Origin of the sequence: Mesorhizobium sp. B2-5-11 (assembly GCF_006440835.1) — a bacterium.
Lineage (GTDB): Bacteria > Pseudomonadota > Alphaproteobacteria > Rhizobiales > Rhizobiaceae > Mesorhizobium.
Window position 1 is genome coordinate 110,566 of the sequence record NZ_VFUK01000015.1, and the last position, 16,230, is coordinate 126,795.

18 protein-coding genes are annotated in these 16,230 nt (G+C 62.1%); 15 read left to right on the forward strand and 3 right to left on the reverse strand.

Annotated elements, in window-relative coordinates; all coding sequences use genetic code 11:
* The 5 genes from FJ490_RS29575 to FJ490_RS29595 all read left to right on the forward strand — a co-directional run bounded on the left by FJ490_RS29575 (position 1) and on the right by FJ490_RS29595 (position 5,595).
* Positions 1 to 978 carry a branched-chain amino acid ABC transporter permease gene (locus tag FJ490_RS29575; RefSeq protein ID WP_140729365.1) on the forward strand — a complete coding sequence of 326 codons (978 nt, stop codon included), beginning with the start codon at positions 1 to 3 and terminating at the stop codon, positions 976 to 978.
* A 230-nt stretch (positions 979 to 1,208) separates the two neighbouring features.
* Positions 1,209 to 2,291: a sn-glycerol-3-phosphate ABC transporter ATP-binding protein UgpC gene (ugpC, locus tag FJ490_RS29580; RefSeq protein WP_140514990.1), complete on the forward strand. Its 1,083-nt coding sequence runs from the start codon at positions 1,209 to 1,211 to the stop codon at positions 2,289 to 2,291.
* Positions 2,292 to 2,329: 38 nt separating this feature from the next.
* Positions 2,330 to 3,655, forward strand: a complete 1,326-nt coding sequence (locus FJ490_RS29585; protein WP_140498408.1) for an ABC transporter substrate-binding protein — start codon at positions 2,330 to 2,332, stop codon at positions 3,653 to 3,655.
* A gap of 106 nt (positions 3,656 to 3,761) precedes the next feature.
* Positions 3,762 to 4,700 carry a sugar ABC transporter permease gene (locus tag FJ490_RS29590; RefSeq protein WP_140498409.1) on the forward strand — a complete coding sequence of 313 codons (939 nt, stop codon included), beginning with the start codon at positions 3,762 to 3,764 and terminating at the stop codon, positions 4,698 to 4,700.
* 1 nt (position 4,701) lies between these two features.
* A complete protein-coding gene (locus tag FJ490_RS29595) occupies positions 4,702 to 5,595 on the forward strand; it encodes a carbohydrate ABC transporter permease (RefSeq protein ID WP_140498410.1) in 894 nt (297 codons plus the stop codon).
* Positions 5,596 to 5,633: 38 nt separating this feature from the next.
* Here the strand turns inward: FJ490_RS29595 and FJ490_RS29600 are convergent, their stop codons facing one another.
* The gene (locus FJ490_RS29600) at positions 5,634 to 6,752 is read right to left on the reverse strand and encodes a mandelate racemase/muconate lactonizing enzyme family protein (protein ID WP_140729366.1); all 1,119 of its coding nucleotides are present in this window, start codon (positions 6,750 to 6,752) and stop codon (positions 5,634 to 5,636) included.
* 27 nt (positions 6,753 to 6,779) lie between these two features.
* Positions 6,780 to 7,526: an amino acid ABC transporter ATP-binding protein gene (locus FJ490_RS29605; protein ID WP_140498412.1), complete on the reverse strand. Its 747-nt coding sequence runs from the start codon at positions 7,524 to 7,526 to the stop codon at positions 6,780 to 6,782.
* A gap of 119 nt (positions 7,527 to 7,645) precedes the next feature.
* Between FJ490_RS29605 and FJ490_RS29610 the strand changes: the two genes are divergently transcribed.
* From FJ490_RS29610 to FJ490_RS29655, 10 genes are all read left to right on the forward strand, one after another.
* Positions 7,646 to 8,329: a GntR family transcriptional regulator gene (locus FJ490_RS29610; protein ID WP_140498413.1), complete on the forward strand. Its 684-nt coding sequence runs from the start codon at positions 7,646 to 7,648 to the stop codon at positions 8,327 to 8,329.
* 15 nt (positions 8,330 to 8,344) lie between these two features.
* Positions 8,345 to 9,016: an amino acid ABC transporter permease gene (locus FJ490_RS29615; RefSeq protein ID WP_140729367.1), complete on the forward strand. Its 672-nt coding sequence runs from the start codon at positions 8,345 to 8,347 to the stop codon at positions 9,014 to 9,016.
* Positions 9,017 to 9,018: 2 nt separating this feature from the next.
* Positions 9,019 to 9,672 carry an amino acid ABC transporter permease gene (locus FJ490_RS29620; RefSeq protein ID WP_140632386.1) on the forward strand — a complete coding sequence of 218 codons (654 nt, stop codon included), beginning with the start codon at positions 9,019 to 9,021 and terminating at the stop codon, positions 9,670 to 9,672.
* 34 nt (positions 9,673 to 9,706) lie between these two features.
* Positions 9,707 to 10,483, forward strand: coding sequence for a transporter substrate-binding domain-containing protein (locus FJ490_RS29625; RefSeq protein ID WP_181165309.1), 777 nt, complete (start codon positions 9,707 to 9,709; stop codon positions 10,481 to 10,483).
* A 69-nt stretch (positions 10,484 to 10,552) separates the two neighbouring features.
* Positions 10,553 to 11,662, forward strand: coding sequence for an enolase C-terminal domain-like protein (locus tag FJ490_RS29630; protein ID WP_140498417.1), 1,110 nt, complete (start codon positions 10,553 to 10,555; stop codon positions 11,660 to 11,662).
* Positions 11,663 to 11,667: 5 nt separating this feature from the next.
* Positions 11,668 to 12,702: a zinc-binding alcohol dehydrogenase family protein gene (locus FJ490_RS29635; RefSeq protein WP_140729368.1), complete on the forward strand. Its 1,035-nt coding sequence runs from the start codon at positions 11,668 to 11,670 to the stop codon at positions 12,700 to 12,702.
* Positions 12,699 to 13,460 carry an SDR family oxidoreductase gene (locus FJ490_RS29640; protein WP_140729369.1) on the forward strand — a complete coding sequence of 254 codons (762 nt, stop codon included), beginning with the start codon at positions 12,699 to 12,701 and terminating at the stop codon, positions 13,458 to 13,460. The genes FJ490_RS29635 and FJ490_RS29640 overlap by 4 nt, the downstream gene beginning before the upstream one ends.
* Positions 13,461 to 13,488: 28 nt before the next feature.
* Positions 13,489 to 14,178 carry an RraA family protein gene (locus FJ490_RS29645; protein ID WP_140498420.1) on the forward strand — a complete coding sequence of 230 codons (690 nt, stop codon included), beginning with the start codon at positions 13,489 to 13,491 and terminating at the stop codon, positions 14,176 to 14,178.
* Positions 14,179 to 14,185: 7 nt separating this feature from the next.
* Positions 14,186 to 14,482, forward strand: coding sequence for a UxaA family hydrolase (locus FJ490_RS29650; protein ID WP_140729370.1), 297 nt, complete (start codon positions 14,186 to 14,188; stop codon positions 14,480 to 14,482).
* Positions 14,479 to 15,714: a UxaA family hydrolase gene (locus FJ490_RS29655; RefSeq protein ID WP_140729371.1), complete on the forward strand. Its 1,236-nt coding sequence runs from the start codon at positions 14,479 to 14,481 to the stop codon at positions 15,712 to 15,714. The genes FJ490_RS29650 and FJ490_RS29655 overlap by 4 nt, the downstream gene beginning before the upstream one ends.
* Before the next feature lie 261 nt (positions 15,715 to 15,975).
* Here the strand turns inward: FJ490_RS29655 and FJ490_RS33405 are convergent.
* Positions 15,976 to 16,230, reverse strand: a 255-nt coding sequence (locus FJ490_RS33405) for a TOBE-like domain-containing protein (protein ID WP_246672711.1), incomplete at its 5' end; no start/stop codon positions are given.

The window sequence follows — 16,230 nt, forward strand, 5'->3', positions numbered from 1 at the left end:
ATGAGCGAGCTGACGCTTCACGAAAAGCGCGCCGCGGCCTCCGTGCGGCTGGAACGCGCGCTGGTGGCGCTGGCGGTATTGGCGCTCATCGCCGCGCCGTTCTTCGTCTACCCGTTCTTCCTTATGAAGATGCTGTGCTTTGCGCTGTTTGCCTGCGCCTTCAACCTGTTGCTCGGCTACACCGGCCTGTTGTCCTTCGGCCACGCGACCTTCTTCGGTGGCGCCGCCTATTTCTGCGCGCATGCCGTCAAGGTATGGGGCTGGCCGCCAGAGGCAGGCATTCTGCTGGGTACCGCCGGCGCGGCCCTGCTCGGGCTGGTCATGGGCTTCTTCGCCATCCGCCGGCAAGGCATCTATTTCGCCATGATCACGCTGGCGCTGGCGCAGATGTTCTTCTTCTTCTGCGTGCAGGCACCGTTCACGCAAGGCGAGGACGGCATCCAGGGCGTTCCGCGCGGCAACCTCTTCGGCATCATCGATTTGAACGCCACGGTCAACATGTACTATGTCGTGCTGGCCATCTTCCTGATCGGCGTCTTCGCCATTTGGCGGATCATCAACTCGCCGTTCGGCATGATCCTGCGCTCGATCCGCGAGAACGAGAACCGCGCCATCTCGCTCGGCTATTCCGTCGCCAGGTATAAACTCGCCGCTTTCGTGATGTCGGCCGCGCTAGCCGGGCTTGCCGGCGCGGTCAAGGCAATCGTGTTCCAGTTCGCGACGCTCACCGACGTGACATGGCAGATGTCGGGCGAGGTGATCCTGATGTCGCTGCTTGGCGGCATCGGTACCATGGTCGGGCCGGTCGTCGGCGCCGGCTTCGTCGTCGGCCTTGAAAACACACTCGCCACCTCCGGCTTTCCGGTGACCATCGCCACCGGCCTGATATTCATGATCTGCGTGCTCGTCTTCCGGCGCGGCATCGTCGGCGAATTCCATGCGCGGCTGCCCAGGCCGGCGGACGGTGCAAGTGGTTGATATTCATCCCGTGGCCGATCTCCCTGCTGTCTCCAGCCATGTGGTGGGCAGTCCAGTGAGCAACCGGGAATGCAGCCTGGATGTTTATCGAAGCGCCTGCTTTACAGGCAGGTTTGGTAGCGCTACCGTCTCCGTATCGCGTGACCACATGAAGGTTGGAGGGCCGTCGCCGGGAGAGGTCAGCGGTTCCTTCGAAGAGACGTCGCGGGAATCGTTCGGGAGGAGGATCGATGGCGTCTGTCGCGATTAGCGAGGTTTACAAATCATTCGGGACCGTCGAGGTTCTGCACGGCGTCAGCGTGAACATCGACGACGGCGAATTCGTCACGCTGGTCGGGCCGTCGGGTTGCGGAAAATCAACCCTGCTCAGGATGATCGCGGGCCTGGAAAAGATTTCGCGGGGCCAGATCGCGATTGGCGAGCGTGTCGTCAACAACGTTGCGCCGAAGGAACGCGACGTCGCCATGGTCTTCCAGAACTATGCGCTGTACCCGCATATGACCGTCGCCGAGAACATGGCGTTTTCGCTCATGCTGAAGGGCGTTTCGAAGGCTGAGAGCGGCGCCGGCGTCCAGCGCGCTGCGGAGATTCTGGGGCTCGTGCCGCTGTTGGCGCGCTATCCCCGCCAGCTTTCCGGCGGACAGCGCCAGCGAGTTGCCATGGGGCGGGCGATCGTGCGCGATCCGGCGGTTTTCTTGTTCGACGAGCCGCTGTCCAATCTTGACGCCAAGCTCAGGGTGCAGATGCGCGCCGAGATCAAGGAACTGCACCAGCGCCTGAAAACCACGACGGTCTATGTTACCCATGACCAGATCGAAGCCATGACCATGGCAGACAAGATCGTGGTCATGCATGACGGCATCGTCGAGCAGATCGGGCCGCCGCTGGAACTCTACGACAGGCCGGACAATCTCTTCGTCGCCAGTTTCATCGGCTCGCCCGCCATGAATTTGCTGCGGGGCGAAATCGCGACGAACGGGTCGCCGTCCTTTCGGGGCGCGGGCGGAATTTCCGTGCCGTTGGACGCAGCATCGTCCGTCAAAGGCGGCGAGCCGGTGGTGCTGGGCATACGGCCCGAGCATTTGCGGCTGTCCGACCAGGGCATTGCGGTCACCATCGCGGTGATCGAGCCGACCGGGTCGGAGGTACAGCTCATCGGCCGGACAGCCGGCGGTGAAGAGATCGTGGCCAACTTCCGGGAACGTCATTCCTTCACGCCGGGCGAAACCATCCGGCTCACCGCCGAACCCGGCCTCATTCATCTCTTCCACGGCGAAACCGGGCAGCGGCTTCAAACGCGCAGCAAGCTGTAGAGACCAAAGGGCAAGAGAAACAAACAGGAGGAACGAGCATGAAATTCACCAGACGTGACGTGATCCGCACGACGGCCGGCGCTGCTGCCGGCGTTTTGGGAAGCCGCTTCGCCGGCTCTCCGGCATTCGCCCAGGAGGGGCTGAAGTACAAGCCGGAGGACGGTGCGAAGCTCAGGCTGCTGCGCTGGTCGCCTTTCGTGCAGGGTGACGAGGACCAGTGGCTGAAAAACACCAAGCGGTTCACCGAAGCGACGGGCGTGGAGGTACGTGTCGACAAGGAAAGCTGGGAAGACATTCGCCCCAAGGCAGCGGTCGCCGCCAATGTCGGTTCAGGTCCGGATCTGATGTTCGTCTGGTTCGACGACCCGCATCAGTATCCCGACAAGCTGCACGACGTGACGGAACTGGGCGAGTATCTGGGGTCGAAATATGGCGGCTGGCACGACGGACCAAAGCAATATGCGACCCGGGAAGGCAAATTCATCGGCCTGCCGCTCGCCACCATCGGAAATGCCATCGTCTATCGGGAAAGCTGGGTGAAAGAGGCCGGCTTTTCGGAGTTCCCCAAGGATACGAAAGGCTTCCTCGAACTTTGCAAGGCCCTGCAGGCGAAGGGGCATCCGGCCGGCTTCACGCACGGCCATGGTGTTGGCGACGGCAACAACTACGCGCACTGGCTGCTGTGGAGCCATGGCGGCCAGATGGTCGACGAGAGCGGCAAGGTGACGATCAACAGCCCCGAGACCCTCAAGGCGATCGAATACGCGCAGGAACTCTACAAGACTTTTATTCCAGGTACCGAAAGCTGGCTCGACGTCAACAACAATCGCGCCTTCCTGGCCGGCGAACTCAGTGTGATCGCCAATGGCATTTCCGCCTACAACACGGCCAAGATCAACAAGGACAATGATCCGAAGCTGGCGGAAATGGCCAAGGACATACGCACCACCAACCTGCCGATCGGTCCTGTCGGCAAATCCGTCGAACTGTTCCAGGTGACCACAGCCGTCATCTTCGACTACACGCCCTACCCCAACGCGGCCAAAGCCTATCTGCAATTCATGTTCGAGGACCCGCAAATGCCGGACTGGATCACCTCCTCGGCGGGCTACTGCTGCCAGACGCTCAAGGCGTTCGACAACAATCCGGTGTGGACAGCCGATCCGAACAATGCCGCTTACGCCAAGGCTTCGGCGACGCTGCGGCCCAACGGCTATGCCGGGCCGCTCGGCTATGCCTCGGCGGCGACCATGGCCGACTATGTCCTGGTCGACATGTTCGCCAAGGCCGTCACGGGACAGGCCACGCCCCAGGAGGCAATGGAAGAGGCGGAGAAGCGCGCAAACCGGTATTATCGCGTTTGATCCATGCCAGCTGAGCCTGGCGGCTCTGCCCCGCGCTATCCGACCCTCCGGAAGCGCAGGGCGACCGCCAGGCCGATCAACGAGACCCTTGCAGGGAGCCCGCCCCATGGCCGTGCCGTCCGTCGCCGCTCAGCCGCGTTCCTCGATGCTGTCGCGCCTGGCCGAGAGCAGGAACGCGCTTGGCTTCGGCTTCATGCTGCCGGCGGCGGCATTGCTGCTTGTCTTCCTGACCTATCCGCTTGGGCTCGGCGTCTGGCTCGGCTTCACCGATGCCCGCATCGGCCGTCCCGGCATCTTCATCGGCATCGAGAACTATGAATATCTGTGGAGCGACGCCGTCTTCTGGCTCTCCGTCTTCAACACCCTGCTCTACACCGTCAGCGCCTCGATCCTGAAATTCGCGCTCGGCCTCTGGCTGGCGCTCATCCTCAACCAGAACCTTCCCTTCAAATCGTTCTTCCGCGCGATTGTCCTGTTGCCGTGGGTGGTGCCGACGGTGCTGTCGGCCATCGCCTTCTGGTGGATTTACGATTCGCAGTTCTCGATCCTGTCCTGGGCACTCCAGCAGATGGGCCTGATCGACCATCGCATCAATTTCCTCGGCGATCCGGAGAACGCGCGTGCTTCGGTGATCGCGGCCAATGTCTGGCGCGGCATCCCTTTCGTAGCCATCACGCTGCTTGCCGGCTTGCAGACAATCCCCCAATCGCTTTACGAGGCCGCCACGCTCGACGGCGCCAGCCGCTGGCAATTGTTTCGCCATGTGACGCTGCCGCTGCTCACCCCCATCATCGCGATCACGATGACGTTCTCGGTGCTGTTCACCTTCACGGATTTCCAGCTGATCTATGTGCTGACCCGCGGCGGACCGGTAAATGCCACCCATCTGATGGCGACGCTGTCGTTCCAGCGCGGCATTTCGGGCGGCCAGCTCGGCGAGGGCGCCGCGATCGCGGTCGCCATGATCCCATTCCTCCTTGCCGCGATCCTGTTCAGTTATTTCGGCTTGCAGCGCCGCAAATGGCAGCAGGGGGGCGGAGACTGACATGGCTGCCACCAGGAAGACAAAACAGCCGCAGCTCGACGAAGGCGGCATGGGCTATTTGCAGAGCGTGCCGCGCCGTGTGGTGACGGTCTATCTCCCCCTGCTCGTGTTCGTCATCGTGCTCTTGTTCCCGTTCTACTGGATGACGATCACAGCGGTTAAGCCCAATGTCGAAATGACCGACTATGCCAATTTCAACCCGCTCTGGGTCGTGCATCCGACATTGGAGCACATCCGCTATCTTCTCTTCGAGACGTCCTATCCGGGCTGGCTGCTCAACACGATCATCATTTCGACCGCCGCCACTTTCCTGTCGCTGGTGGCGTCGGTTTTCGCGGCCTATGCGATCGAGCGGCTGCGGTTCTCCGGGGCACGGCAGGTCGGCCTCGCGGTGTTCCTCGCCTATCTCGTGCCGCCCTCGATACTGTTCATCCCCTTGTCGGTGATGGTGTTCAACCTCGGGCTTTACGACACACCCTTCGCGCTCATCCTCACCTACCCAACCTTCCTGATCCCCTTCTGCACCTGGCTGCTGATGGGTTACTTCCGCTCCATCCCGTTCGAACTGGAAGAATGTGCGCTCATAGACGGGGCAAGCCGCTGGCAGATCCTGAGCAAGATCGTGCTGCCCCTGTCGGTGCCAGGCCTGATCTCGGCGGGCATATTCGCATTCACCCTGTCATGGAACGAGTTCATCTATGCCTTGACGTTCATCCAGTCGTCCGAAAACAAGACCGTGCCGGTCGGGGTGCTCACCGAACTCGTCCGCTCCGACGTCTATGAGTGGGGTGCCCTGATGGCGGGCGCGCTGATCGGATCCCTGCCGGTCGTCGTGCTTTATTCGTTCTTCGTCGAGCACTATGTCTCCTCGATGACCGGCGCGGTGAAGGAATAGCGCCGCCCCGATGCCGCGGGCGCTTTTCCTGGAATGCCCTAGCCCAGGCTTTTGCCGTAGCGGGCAAAGCTTTCGGCCAGGACGGTCGTGCTCGCACCGGCCCGTTCGGGCCGTTTGTAGATGCCGCCTTCGACGCGGATCGGCTCCTCGAAGTGATCCTTGATCCAGGGGATGTATTCGAGGATCGTCGATGCAGGATGCCAGTAGCTCAGATGCACATGCACCTGGCTCATCTCCCCTGCATGCGGAACGACGGGAAGCCGATGCGCCAGTGCCAGGTCCGCGACCTGGATGTATTCGGTTATTCCTCCGAGCCGCGTGACGTCCGGCTGGACGTAGGCGACGGCTCCTGCATCGACAAAGGAGCGGAACGCGTCGATCGTGTAGAGCTGCTCGCCGAGCGCGATCGGGATCGATGTATTGCGCGCGAGCGTGGCGTGGCTGGCGACATCGTCATACCAGAGCGGCTCCTCGAACCAGTAGATATCGAGGTCGCGCGCCAGCGCGCAGAACCGCTGGCAGGTCGGAAGATCCCACTTGCCGTTGCCGTCGATTGCGATCCGGATCCTTGGTCCGACACGTTTGCGCACAGCCGCCAGGCGCTCGGCGTCGACATTTGGGTCGTCATGGCCGACCTTGATCTTGATGCGTGTGAATCCATCCTCCTCGACGGCTTTCGCGGAGCCGCGCAGCAACGTGTCCAGATCGAACGAAATCCAGCCGATATCGGTATTGTAGGCCTCCAGGGCATCGGTGCGCGCGCCGCCGAGATAACTCCACAGCGGCAGGCCCGCCCGTTTCGCCTTCATATCCCACAACGCGATATCGATTGCGGCCAGCGCCAGATGCGTGATGCCGGCCCGACCGACCCATTGAAGCGAAGGATGGCGCGCAAGCCTGGTCCATAGACGCTGATGATCCGAGGCGTCTTCGCCTACCAGAAGCGGCGCGTAACACTCGCCGATGCAGGACGTTATCAGCCGGTCGGCGGCCAGATGGGCATGCGTGCCGGTGAAGCCATAACCTTCCAGCCCGTCCGTGGTGACGATCTTCGTACCCACGACACCCCAATGGGTGATGCTGTGGGTCGAGTCCGAAATGGAGTCCGAGGTGAGTGGAAGATGGAGAATAAACGGGCGGACGGAGGCGATTTTCATCTATGACCCTTGGCGGATATGAATTTGTCAATGAAGGAGCTGCGAGAGGAATTCGCGTGCACGCTGATGCTTCGGGGCTGCGAAGAACTCCTTCGGCGTGGCCTCCTCGAGTATCCGGCCCTTGTCCATGAAGACGACCCGATCGGCCACCTGGCTGGCGAAACCCATTTCGTGCGTCACGCAGATCATCGTCATGCCTTCGGATGCCAGCGAGACCATGGTGTCTAGCACTTCCTTGACCATTTCCGGATCGAGAGCCGAGGTCGGTTCATCGAAGAGCATGATCTTGGGCTGCATGCAGAGCGCGCGGGCGATCGCGACGCGCTGCTGCTGGCCGCCGGAAAGCTGGGACGGATACTTGTCCGCCTGATCTGCGATCCGTACCTTGTGCAACATCTCCAGCGCTCTCTCCGAAGCGTCCTTGCGGGATTTTCCGAGCACGCGGACGGGCGCCAGCGTACAGTTCTCGATCACCTTGAGATGCGGGAAGAGGTTGAACTGCTGGAACACCATGCCGATGTCCCGGCGCGGAACCATACGTCCGTGGGACTTCTCGACCAGCGGTTTGCCGTCGATTTCCACCGAGCCTTGCTGCAGGTCTTCCAAGCCGTTGATGCAGCGGATCAAGGTCGACTTGCCTGAGCCCGACGGCCCGCAGACGACAATCTTTTCGCCCTTCGCCACCTCAAGGCTGACGTGATCGAGCGCCTGAAACCCGCCGAACATCTTCACCGCGTCGCGCAGTTTCACAAAGGCGCTGCCGTTGGCGTCCATGAATTCCTCCTTGTTGCGAGGTTGACTTGTAACCCGAAAGATCGAAATCAGAAAATAAAAAATTTTCTATTTTTAATTTTTCTGTTGCACCGAACCGGAACCTGACCGATGCTTGGGCCATGAGCATGATCAAGACAACATTGGCCGAGCAGGCCTACCAGGAGCTGCGGTCGCGGATCGTCGGCGGCAGGCTGGCAGGCGGGCAACGCCTGTTGCCAAACGAATTGGCGGCGGAACTGGGCATCAGTCCCACGCCTGTCAAGGAAGCCTGCCTGCGGCTGGAGGCGGACGGGCTTCTCGTCAATTCCTCGCGGCGCGGCATGGTGGTCCGCAGCTTCAACGAGGAAGCCGTCGAGGAATTATACGCGGCCAGGACACTGCTCGAGAAAGGGGCCGTGGAAGCAGCCTTCGACGCAGGACGGCTCGATGAGGCGCTGCGGGTGAAGCTCCAGGACAGCCTCGAAAACCACAGGCGCTTCGCCAAAGGGTCGTCGCTCGACGATCTGGCGAAGGCGCTCTCCCATGACCGGGCCTTCCACAGTTCGCTCGTCGGCGCCGCGGGGATACCGATGATCTCCGAGGTCCACTCCCGCATTGTCGGCCAGACGCATACGGTCTTCGTCTCGATTCCAGGCGATTACAGCCGCTCGGTCGAGGAGCACCAAAATATTCTCGATGCCATCATCGCCGGCAAGAAGAGCCAGATCCTCGCGGCGCTGCAGCGACATCTCGAGAGAAGCCGGCAGAACACCTTGCGCCAGGTGAAAGTCCTTGCGCGAGCGATCGAACCGAACCTTGTTTAAAGACCGGGGACGAGTGTGGAGTACCTAGATTTTTCCGGGACATTCGCGCGCGGCGACCTGTTCGTGCACGCCGCCATGCTGACCGTCGGCCTGTCGGCCGCCGCGCTGGTTCTGGGCATGTGCGTCGGCATCGTCGGCGCCCTGATGAGACTTTCGAGCTCGAAAGTCCTCTCCTCAATCGCGGCCGCCTATGTGGAGATCATCCGCAACACGCCGTTTCTGGTGCAGATCTATATCGTCTATTTCGGCCTGCCCTCGATCGGCATCCGCATTTCCGAAGTGACGGCGGCCATCCTCTCCCTGACGCTCTACGCGGGCGCCTATATCACCGAGATCGTCTGTGCCGGTATCCAGACGATCGGCAAGGGACAGCGGGAGGCGGCGCACACGCTTGGCATGTCACCGTATCTCACCTTCCGCTATGTCGTTCTGCTGCCGGCGATTTCAGCGATCTTCCCGGCACTGACCAGCCAGTTCATCCTGATCATGCTGGCGTCCAGCGTCGTTTCCGTCATCTCCGTCCCGGAACTGACCGGCGTCGCCAATGATGTGCAGGGCCTGACCTTCCGAAGCCTGGAAGCCTATCTCGTGGTCGCGGCCATCTACCTTGTCCTGACGGCTGCATTCAAAGGCGTCTTCGCACTGATTGACCGTGCCCTCTTCTCCTTCCGCTTTGCAGGGCGATGACGATGTTCCAGACATTCAATCTCCATCATGTCGGGTTTCTGCTGCAATGTGCGACGTGGACGGTCGTCCTCTCGGGAATTGCGCTTGCAGGCGGCGCCATCGGCGGATCGATTGTCGCCCTCATGCGCCTCTCCCGCTTCGCCTGGATGCGCTGGATCGCACAGGCCTATATCTATGTCATCCAGGGAACGCCCCTGCTCGTCATTCTCTTCATCGCCTATTTCGGCGTCGCCAATCTCGGCTATGACCTTCCGGCGATCTACGCGGCCGGCCTTGGATTTACGCTCTACAGCAGCGCGTTCCTCGGCGAGATCTGGCGCGGGTCGATCCAGTCGATCAACAAGGGGCAATGGGAAGCGTCGTTCGTGCTGGCGCTTGGCTGGCGGCACACGATGACCGACGTCATCATCCCGCAGGCGCTTCGCGTCGCCATTCCTCCGACGGTCGGCTTCTCCGTTCAGGTCGTCAAGAACACCGCGCTTGCTTCGGTCGTCGGCTTTATCGAACTGACGAGAGCAGGACAGATCGTCTCCAGCGCCACGTTCCAGCCGCTGCCCGTCTATCTGACGGTCGCGGCCATCTACTTCGGCATCTGCTCCATACTGTCCCATGCCAGCCGCCGCCTGGAGCGCCGCCTGCAGCAGGCAGCCAACTGAAGATCCGGTTCATCACACCAGGGAGGAAAGTATCATGCTATTGAAGAGACTTGCTGTCGGGGTCGCCGCGATGCTGGCGATGATATTGCCCGCAAAGGCCGAGAGCACGCTGGACGCCATCGTGCAGCGCGGCACTATCAATGTCGGCGTCGGCCTTGGAACGCCGCCTTATGGCCTGATGGACAGCAGCATGCAGCCCGACGGCTATGACGTGTCCGTGGCAAAGGCAATCGCCCGCGATCTCGGCGTCAAGGTCAACATCGTCGACACGACGGCAGCCAACCGCATCCCGAACCTGACTTCGGGCAAGCTCGACATCGTGATCTATTCGTTCTCGATCACCGCCGAGCGCGCCAAGGCCATCGCGTTCACCAACACGTACTATGTCGACCAGCAGGTCTATGTCGGTCCCGCCGACCAGCCGATCACCAAGATCGAGGATCTGGCCGGCAGGAAGATCGGCGTGACGCGGGCCAGCACGAACGACATCGTCATGACCAAAAAGGCCGTCGAAGGCGCACAGATCCAGCGCTATGACGATGACGCGTCGACATCCCAGGCGCTGTTCGCAGGCCAGGTCGAAGGCATCGTGACCAGCGGCGCGCTTGCCCGCGCCGTCGAGGAGCACGACCCGAACCTCAAGAAGCAGTTCGTCGTGGCGCAGGCGCCGATGGGCATAGGCCTGCGCCGCAACGACCCGGACTTCCTGCACTGGCTGAACACGGAGCTCTTCATGCTCCAGTCTACAGGTGAGCTGCAGGCCCTGCAGAAAAAATGGATGGGTGTCGAAGTCGACCTGCCCCGCTTCTGAGAATGACTGGATCCGGGACTTCCCCGGATCCACACATGCCGCTGCGATCGTTTTATCGAAGGTTTTTCCATGAAAATCACGGATGTGAAGGTGCGCTGCTGCCAGCGCAAACCAGGCGATTTTGCCGCCAGCGCGTTTCGAACCGGGGATTTCGCGAAGTTCGAATTTCTCACCGTCACCATGGCGACGGATACCGGGCTCGAGGCAACCGCCTTCGGGTTCGCCGGTCGTTCGGCGGCGGGCGCCGGCAGGCTGATTGCCGACACGCTGCGTCCGTTCTTCATCGGCCGTGACCCGCTCGACCGGGAAAAGGCATGGCACGATTTCCGGGTGGCCGACCGCTGGTGGGGCCACTTGCCGATCTATGCCTACGGACCATTCGACACCTGCCTCTGGCTGCTGTCGGCCACCGCCGCCGGGCAGCCTCTCTACAAATATCTCGGCGCCTTCCGCGAACGCGTGCCGGTCTATGGCAGCTCGATGATCCTGTCGGGGCCGCAGGACTATGTGAAAGAGGCGCTGCGCGCCAAAGCCGAAGGGTTGCGGGCCTACAAGCTCCATACACCGGGACTCGACCTCGACTACGACATCGACGTCCATCGCCAGGTCCGCGCCGCCGTCGGGCCGGATTTCACGCTGATGTCGGACCCGGTCTCGATGTTCAATCTCGAGCAGTCGATCCGCTTCGGCCGCGAGCTGGAAAGGCTCGACTTCTACTGGCTGGAAGAGCCTTTATACGACGAGGACGTGCATTCGCTGCGGGAGCTCGCACGCACCCTCGAAATCCCGCTCGTCGGGACGGAAGTCCTTGCGAAGCACCCTTACAGCATCGCCGAATGCATCTCGACGCGTGTCGTCGATCGCGTCCGGGCAGACGTTTCCTGGACGGGCGGCGTCACGGGCGTCATGAAGACGGCCCGCCTCGCCGAAGCCTTCGGCGTCAATTGCGAGATCCATACCGCCATCTTCCACCCGATGGAGATCGTCAACCTGCATTGCGCCGCGGCGATCAAGAACTGCGACTTCTTCGAAGTGCTCTATCCAATGGAGAACTTCGCCTTCGGCCTCAAGCAGCCGCTGCCGATCAAGGACGGCTACGCCGCGCCGCCGTCAGCCCCCGGCCTCGGGGTCGAGATCGACTGGGATGCCATCGACAACAGCACGATCTGTGAGGCCTGAGCGCCATGATGAAAGCTGTCTGCCTCGAGGAACCCGGCAAGATCTCGCTGGTCGAATTGCCCGAACCGAAACCCGGCCCGGGCGAAGTCGCGGTGCGGATGGAGTATGTGGGGTATTGCGGTTCCGACCTGACGTCGTTTCGCGGCCTCAATCCGCTGATCTCCTACCCCCGCGTTCTGGGCCATGAAATCTCCGGCACCATCTCGGCGCTCGGCGACGGCGTCAGCGCGCTTGCGGTCGGCCAGTCCGTGACCATTCTTCCCTATTTCAATTGCGGCGGGTGCCATGCCTGCCGCCTCGGCAGGCCGAACGCCTGCAAGGACAACCGGACAATGGGCGTCCAGCGCGAGGGCGCGATGGCCTCGATCGTCGTCGTTCCCGCGGGCAAGGTCATTCCGGTCGAGGGCATGCGCCAGCGGGACCTCGCGCTGATCGAGCCGCTTGCCGTCGGCTTCCATGCGGTCCGCCGCTCCGAGCTTTCGGCTGGAGAAACCGTCGTCATCCTTGGCTGCGGCGTCATCGGGCTCGGCGCCTTGCTCGGCGCTGTCAGGCGGGGCTCACGCGTGATCGCAGTGGACCTTAGCGCCGACAAACTCGCCGTTGCCAAGGCGCTCGGCGCCACTGACATCATCGATGCGTCGCGCGAAGATGTCCTGGCACATGTCCTGGAACTGACCGACGGGGACGGTCCGCAGGTCGTCATCGAGGCGGTCGGCGCGGATGCGACCTTTCGGCAGGCGATCGATCTCGTGGCGTCCTGCGGCCGGGTCGTCTATGTCGGCTACGCCAAGAACAAGATCGCCTACGACACCAAGTTCTTCCTGCTCAAGGAGATGGATATCCGCGGGTCTCGCGGCTCCGAGATCGCCGATTTCCACGATGTTATCGGCTATCTGAAGCAACATCGGGACGCCGGCGACCGCATCGTCTCACGCGTCGTGCCAATCGAGGAAGCCGGTGCGGCCATGCAAGCCTGGGACAAGAACCCCGGAGGCTTCACCAAGATCGTCGTCCGGATCGAAGCGAAGGAAGACGCATGAGCATCAAGGATATCTTCGGGCTGGAGGGGCAGCATGCGCTGGTGACCGGCGGCGGAAGCGGTCTCGGCCTTGCGATCGCCACCTGTTTCGTCGAAGCCGGCGCCAAGGTGACGATCGTCGGCACCAACGCCGCGAAGCTCGCTGCCGCCTGCGAGACGCTGGGGCCTTCCGCCACGAGCCATGTCTTCGACGTGACCGACACTGCCGGTGCCACGGGTTTCGCCAGCGAGGTGGCAAAAAAATCCGGACGCGTCTCGATCCTCGTCAACAATGCCGGCAACACGGTCAGGAAGCCGCTCGGCGAGATGAGCGTCGAGGCTTTCAATTCGGTGCTGAACGTCCATGTCGGCGGCGCCTTCGCCCTCTCGCGCGCCTTCCTGCCGCAGGTGACGGAAGCAAGGGGCAGCATTCTTTTCACCGCCTCGATGAGCTCTTTCCTCGGCATTCCCAACGTGATCGGCTATTCGGCGGCGAAAGCCGCCTATGTCGGCATGGTGAGGGCGCTCGCGACCGAACTTGCGCCCAGCGGGATACGCGTCAACGGTGTGGCGCCAGGCTGGATCGACACCGCGCTTCTACGCCAGGCCACCGCAGCCGATCCGGAAAGGGCGCGCAAGATCAACAGCCGCATTCCCATGGGTCGTTTCGGCGAGGGCGCCGATATCGGCTGGGCCATGACCTATCTCGCCTCACGCGCCTCAGCCTATGTGACCGGCCATATACTGGTGGTCGACGGCGGCGCGCTGCACGGCTTCTGACACCATAGTTTTTCGAGGGAGAAAACAGATGACGACCGATACTGACAAGGCGATCTTCGAAGTCATCCGCAAGGAACTCTTCACGGCCGTCGTCGGCGACGTGCTCGATGTAATGGGCCACCGCCGGCAGTTCCTGCCGGCCGGGATCGTGCCGTTGCAGCCGGAGATGAAAGTCATCGGCCGCGCGATGCCGGTGCTGGAGGCGGACGTGTTTTCCGGCGGTTCGCCGGATGCGCACGGTCCGCTCGCGAACAAACCGTTCGGCCTCATGATGGAAGCGCTGGACAGCCTGACGGAGAACGATGTCTACATCGCCAGCGGCTCCTCCTTCCGCTACGCGCTGTGGGGCGGGCTGATGTCCACCAGGGCCCAGAAGCTGAAGGCTGCCGGCGCCGTCCTCAACGGCTATATCCGCGACTCCTGGGAAATCGAAAAGCTCGGCTTTTCGGTCTTCTCGCGCGGCATCTATGCCCAGGACCAGGGCCCGCGAGGCAAGGTGATCGACTATGGCTGCCCAATCGAGATCGAAGGCATCCTGGTAACGCCCGGCGACCTGATCTTCGGCGACCGCGAGGGCGTGCTTGTGATCCCGCGCGAGGCGGAAAAGGAAGCGATCGAGCGCGCGATCGAGAAGGTCAGCACAGAGAACAAGGTCGCAACCGCGATCCGCGACGGCATGAGCGCCTGCGAAGCCTTCCGTACCTTCGGCGTCATGTGAGCCGACGATGGACGATCCTCGTCTGCTCCTGCTCTGCGATCACGACAATGTGCTGGTCGCCTGCCGGCGCATCGAAGCCGGTGAGACCATCATCATCGGCGGCGAGTCGCGCATTCTGATCAAGGCCGTGGAGCTCGGCCACAAGCTGGCGCGGCTGCCGATCGCCCCGGGGATGAAGGTCATCAAATACGGCGTCCCGATCGGCTCGGCGACGCGGTCGATCGGACCCGGCGAGCACGTCCATATTCACAATCTGAAGAGCGACTACACCAAAACGCACGTAATAGCGGAGACCGGATCATGACCGGCGAACAGTCCACCATCCTCGGCTATCTCAGGCCGGACGGTCGCAAGGGCATCCGCAACATTGTGATCGTGGCCTATCTGGTAGAGTGCGCGCATCATGTCGGTCGCGAAATTGTCTCCCATTTCCGCGGCAGGGACGTGCATCTGATCGGCTTTCCAGGCTGCTTTCCCAATCCCTATGCGCAGCGGATGATGGAGCGTCTGTGTACGCATCCCAATGTCGCCGCGGTACTGCTGCTGTCACTGGGATGCGAAAGCTTCAACAAATTCTCGCTCGCCCGCACCGTCGAGGCAAGCGGACGGCCGGTGGCCACGCTGACGATCCAGGAAAACGGCGGTACTTTGTCGACGATTTCCGACGGCATCGAATGGGTCGGGCAACGCCTGCAAGAGCTGGGCGCGGTCGCGAGAGTGCCAATGGATGCGAGTGAACTTATCGTCGGCACGATCTGCGGCGGGTCGGACGGCACCAGCGGCATGACCGGCAACCCCGCCGCCGGCCTTGCCTTCGATCGGCTGGTCCGTGCGGGAGCAGCCTGTATTTTCGAGGAGACCGGCGAGCTGATCGGCTGCGAAGAGATCATGGCGAGCCGTGCCGTGACGCCTGGACTCGGCGTCGAGCTGCGCGCCTCCGTGGCAAAGGCAGCGCAATACTACGCGACGCTAGGCTATGGCAGTTTCGCTCCGGGCAATGCCGATGGCGGCCTATCCACCATCGAGGAGAAATCGATGGGTGCTTATGCCAAATCGGGCTCGTCGCCGATTTCGGGCCTCATCAAGCCGGGCGACATTCCCCCTGACGGCGGGCTCTACCTCATGGATGTCGTGCCGGATGGGGACGTGCGTTTTGGCTTCCCCAACATCTCGGACAATGCCGAGATCGTGGAGCTCATCGCTTCCGGTTGTCATCTCACGCTGTTCGTCACCGGCCGCGGTTCGGTCTCGGGATCGGCGGTCGCGCCGGTCATAAAGATCTGCGCCAATCCCGAAACATACCGTCGCCTGTCGGGCGACATGGACGTCGATGCCGGGCGTATCCTCGAACGGGCCGCCACCTTGTCGGATGTCGGCGACGAAATCTTCAATCTGGTTCTTGCTGTCGCCAATGGCCATGCGACGAAATCCGAACAACTCGGGCACCGCGAATTCATCCTGACCTACAAGACTTTCGAACCGATCGGTCCCGCATGTCTGCCGGGCGCACAGCCAAAGGCTGGTCACCGAAGCTGAAGCTGCGCGATCCCCCTTGACCTGAGTAAGAGCAATGCATGGCGGGCCGAACGATCTGGCGACAAGCTCACTCGTTTTGTTTGAAGCGCGGCACGCCGAAACGGATTCATGCGAGCCGCCTAGGTCTTGTTTTGCATGTCGCTACATCGAACCGAGGTTGCTTGGGCAACGAGCATTGGAAACGAGGGTGCGCAAAAAAGGGTCGCGGCAAACCAGCATTGGGCTGGCGGCTCGCAACCGCCTCACCTCCATACGGACAATTCAAATCGGCGGGCCTGCGTCAGCCATACGCCGCTTCCTGATATCTGGGGGAAGCGTCTTCTCGTTTTGGCGAGGGTTCTGTTCCGCCGGCGCGAATGAGCTGCCTGCCTGGTCGGAAAAAAACAGCTTCCAGCGGCCCGGGCGGAACGCTACCCGGCTCTTCTGGGCCGCGGGATGATCGACGGGCAGCTCGATCTCGACGCGCTGGCGTTCGCCGCCGATCTCGAGTTCCACCCGGCGGGTGCCGGCGACGCG